5 protein-coding genes and 1 pseudogene are annotated in these 3820 nt (G+C 73.8%); 5 read left to right on the top strand and 1 reads right to left on the bottom strand.

The window, feature by feature from the left end; all coding sequences use genetic code 11:
• Together MET9862_RS28615 and MET9862_RS28610 are read left to right on the top strand one after the other, a co-directional pair.
• Positions 1 to 779 (top strand): DUF2778 domain-containing protein (locus MET9862_RS28615; protein ID WP_142586269.1); only part of this gene is annotated, 779 nt, incomplete at its 5' end.
• 461 nt (positions 780 to 1240) lie between these two features.
• Positions 1241 to 1489 (top strand): hypothetical protein, encoded by a 249-nt coding sequence (locus MET9862_RS28610; RefSeq protein WP_142586268.1) that lies wholly within the window; start codon positions 1241 to 1243, stop codon positions 1487 to 1489.
• A 90-nt stretch (positions 1490 to 1579) separates the two neighbouring features.
• On the opposite strand, the gene MET9862_RS28605 is transcribed toward MET9862_RS28610, so the two are convergent.
• Positions 1580 to 1939: a hypothetical protein gene (locus MET9862_RS28605; RefSeq protein ID WP_438616663.1), complete on the bottom strand. Its 360-nt coding sequence runs from the start codon at positions 1937 to 1939 to the stop codon at positions 1580 to 1582.
• Positions 1940 to 2187: 248 nt separating this feature from the next.
• Between MET9862_RS28605 and MET9862_RS28600 the strand changes: the two genes are divergently transcribed.
• The 3 genes and pseudogenes from MET9862_RS28600 to MET9862_RS30365 form a co-directional block, all read left to right on the top strand.
• Positions 2188 to 2373, top strand: coding sequence for a hypothetical protein (locus MET9862_RS28600; protein ID WP_244612955.1), 186 nt, complete (start codon positions 2188 to 2190; stop codon positions 2371 to 2373).
• Positions 2374 to 2451: 78 nt separating this feature from the next.
• On the top strand, positions 2452 to 3495 hold the full coding sequence (locus MET9862_RS28595) for an alpha/beta fold hydrolase (RefSeq protein ID WP_142586265.1): 1044 nt from the start codon (positions 2452 to 2454) through the stop codon (positions 3493 to 3495).
• Positions 3496 to 3578: 83 nt separating this feature from the next.
• Positions 3579 to 3820: pseudogene (locus MET9862_RS30365) on the top strand (hypothetical protein); the annotation flags it as partial.

The following is a 3820-nucleotide window of genomic DNA, read 5'->3' as shown; positions in this document are numbered from 1 at the left end:
CATCCTGTTTTTTTTTTAATGATACGCCCACCACCGAGACCTACACTCTTCCCCTCCCCGACGCTCTTCCGACCTGTCCCGCCGAGCTGCGCCCGCGGCCCCTGCGCCTCGCCGACCGCCCTGCCGACCGCCTCGCCGAGCGCTATGCGGAGCGCTCCTCCCCACGCCGCGCGCGGATGGCGGCGCGGCAGGAGGCGGAGGCCGAGCAATCCTTCTTCGACGCCGTGTTCGGCGCCAAGCCGGCCGCGCCCGAATCCGCGCCCGAGGCGCGGCCGACCGCCCTGGCCTATGCCGCGACCGGGCGCGAGGGCGGTCTCCCGTCCCGCGGCGGCGGCGGCCTGTTCGAGCCGCGCGCGGAGGGCGGCACCGCGATCTACGACATCACCGCCCGCACGGTGACGCTGCCGAGCGGCGAGGTGCTGGAGGCCCATTCCGGCCTCGGCAAGAGCCAGGACAACCCGCGCGACGTGCATATCCGCATGCGCGGCGCCACCCCGCCGGGCACCTACATGCTCACCGAGCGCGAGGCCCTGTTCCACGGCGTGCGGGCGCTGCGCCTCACGCCGGTCGGCGGCAGCGCGTCGATCCATGGCCGCGACGGCATCCTCGCCCACACCTACATGCTGGGCTCGAGCGGCGCCTCGAACGGGTGCGTGGTTTTCCGCAACTACGACCGCTTCCTGCAGGCCTATCTCCGCGGCGAGATCCGCCGCCTCGTGGTGGTGGCCGGCAGCGGCGACGGCCTCGCCTCGGGCGTCGCGCGCCTGTTCGGCCGCTGAACGGCGCGGCGCGATCCCGGCGCACGGCAGGCTGCGTCCTGGGCCCCGCCGGGATCCCGGTTGGGGCTGCGCGCTCCAAGGTCTTGCCGCATCGAAACCTGAGGTGATCGCGGGCGACTTCTGAATTTCCGCTGATCTTCCCGGCCGTGGTCGCGTTCCCGATGCTGCGACCTTCGCAGCTGTGCCTGCACAGCAGATCGGAATTGCTTATTTCGTCCTGGGCAGACAATATCGCCGAACGCGCGGCGGATTCGCTCCAGCTTGGACAGAAGCGCCGTGCGCGGGGGGCCAAACTCGCGGAGGCTCGCCGCCGTGTGCGCCAGCGTACCCGTACTTATCCACATCGACCGTAAACCCGCGTCAAGCGATGCTGACCGCTCGCGGCGCGGGACCGTATGTGTCCGACCGATCCTTCCGAGCGGCCTCCGATCGCCCCCGACTGGGGTTGTGGGGTTGAGACCATGCTGACGCTGACGGCACCCGAATCGATCTCCCGCGGCGCCTTCGCCGAGCGCCGCGCCGTGGCCATCGCCAACGTGCACTGGTTCCGCGCCATGGCGTGGCGGGCGTTGCGCGACGGCGGGCCCCAGGCTGCGCTGCGCGCCGCCAATGCCCGCGCCGCCGCCCGGATCGTGCTGCGGCAGGCCAAGCGCGATGCCTTGGTCAGCCGGATGGCGAACGCCGCGCTCACGGCCGATACCGCGCGCTGATCCCGCTTGCCCGTCGGCTCACGGACGCGCGCTCCGCCGACGGGGATGCCGGTTCGGCGAAAGGGAGCCTATCGAGTCCAAAGCTCTGGCTCAGCCCGGCAGGCCGAGCCAGAGCGCGCCGACGATGACCAGCGCCGCGGCGGCGACGAAGGCGACGAAGGCCGGCAGGACCCAGGCGCGCCGCCCGTGCGGGTCAGCAGCCTCCCGGGTCGCGGGCGTGGCGGCTTCCGTCTCGCGCGCCAGGGCGATCCGCTCCGGCGAGGGCGGCGTGCCGGCGGCCTCGTCGCAGGTGCCGAGCTGCGCCATGCCCGGATCGTAGTGCGGGACCTTCTCGCCCGTGGCACCGCTGTCGATGTCGCCCTTGAGCATGGCGCTCGTCGGATGGGTCGAGGCGGGTGGACGCTGCGCCGGGATGCTGGCGGGCGGCGGTGGATCTTCGGAACGGAACACCACGGCGGATCTCCGGTGCGGGGGTGCCGGAGCAATGCGGTGGGCCCCCGGGAGGTTCACGGAGCCGCGCCCGTCCCCCTGTTGACCGCCCCTCCCCTGTGCCGCCTCCTGAGCCGCCCGCCGGCGCTCGCCCGGCCTTGCGGGACCGCACATTGGGGCCGGACGGCCCTGGTGCTGCCGCCCGCCCGCCCCATCTCCCGACCATGGATGCTCTTCCGACACGAGACCGCGGCGCGGGCGGCCACAGCGTGAGCGTGGAATCCTGCTCTGTCGATGCCGGCTGCTACCGCTGGGTCGTCCACTCGACGGACGGTCGCCGCACGGAGCGCTCGGCCTACAGCTTCGCCACCCGGAACGGCGCCCGGATCTCGGGAGAGTTCTGGGTTCGCACCTTCGACGCCGGCAAGTTCGAGGCCGGCAAGACGGCGGCCTGAAGCGCCCTCACGTCGAGGCGGGGCCAAAGCGGCGCAAGAGCGTGTGCGTGTACGTCCGACGCTGCCTGGAGGTTGCCGGTGTTCCCGCTCATCCCGACGCGAAAGGCACGGCGCCTCGGCCGCCGCAGCGCCGCCGGCCTGCACCGCAGCGTGAAGGCGGCGCTGAAGGCCGGCCAGACCGCGACCGAGACCGCGTTCCGGCAGGCCGACACGGCGGCCCGAGCCCTCGCCCGATCGGCGCAAGGCGCCGCACCGGGATCGGCATCCTGGCGCGGCGCCCGCGGGCGCTTCGTCCTCGTCGACGGCCTGCGCGTGCATGTGATCGTGCGCGGGCGCGGCCGGCCGGTGGTGCTGATCCACGGCAACGGCGCGATGGCTGAGGATTTCGCGGCCTGCGGCCTGATCGACCGGCTGGCGGAGCGCTATCGGGTGATCGCCATCGACCGGCCGGGCTTCGGCCGTACCGACCGGCCGCGGAACCGGATCTGGACCGCCTCCGCGCAAGCGGCCCTGCTGAACCGGGTGCTGGAGCGCCTGAACGCCGAGCGGCCCCTGCTCGTCGGCCATTCCTGGGGAACGCTGGTGGCGCTCGCCATGGCGTTCGAGCCGGGCCGAACCGCACGCGGGCTGGTCCTGCTCTCCGGCTACTACTTCCCCGAGCAGCGCGCCGATGTGAGTCTCGCCGGGCCGCTCGCGCTGCCGGGCGTCGGCGACGCGGCGCGGGCCCTGATGCCGGCTCCCGTGAACCGGGCCCTCGCCGTGCAGGCCTTCCACCGCGTGTTCTGGCCGCAGCCGGTGCCGGCGCGCTTCGCGGCCGCGTTCCCGGTGGAGATCGCCACCGGCGCGACGCAGCTGCGCGCCGCCACCGAGGACGCGGCGACGATGAACGCCGCGGCGGGCTGGCTGCAGGGCGGCTACCACCGCCTCGCTCTGCCGGTCGCCATCGTGACCGGCTCCGCGGACACGATCGTGAACCCGGCGACGCAGTCGATGCGGCTGCACCAGGTGCTGCCGGGCAGCACGCTCAAGGTCCTGCCCGGCCAGGGCCACATGATCCATTACGGCGCGCGCAGCGCGGTCGAGCGGCTGATCGACGCGATGATGGGCGCGCCGCGGCGCTGAGCCCGGCCGCACCCCGTGCGGCTGGCCCTCGACGCGGCCGCGCTCCGGTGAGACCATCGGGTGATTCTGTGGGGGAGCCGCCGATGCCCGCCTCCGACATCGCGCCGATCCGGGCCCGCCTCGCCGCCCATCCGCGGCCCGCCGACCTCGCCGCGCGACGGGCGCGGGTCGATGCGCTCGGCGCCGGCTACGGGCTGCCGCCGGACGTCGCGGTGGAGCCGGTGGATGCGGCCCGGCTCCGCCTCGACCTGGTCGAACAGGAGGCGCCGGCTGCCCTCGCCTGTGGTGCCGAGCACGGCGCTGCGGGTGTTGTCGATGGTGAAGC

The sequence above is a fragment of the Methylobacterium symbioticum genome (assembly GCF_902141845.1).
Classification (GTDB): domain Bacteria; phylum Pseudomonadota; class Alphaproteobacteria; order Rhizobiales; family Beijerinckiaceae; genus Methylobacterium; species Methylobacterium symbioticum.
Note: the sequence above shows the minus strand (reverse complement) of the source record. Positions and strands in the feature narration are given on the sequence as shown.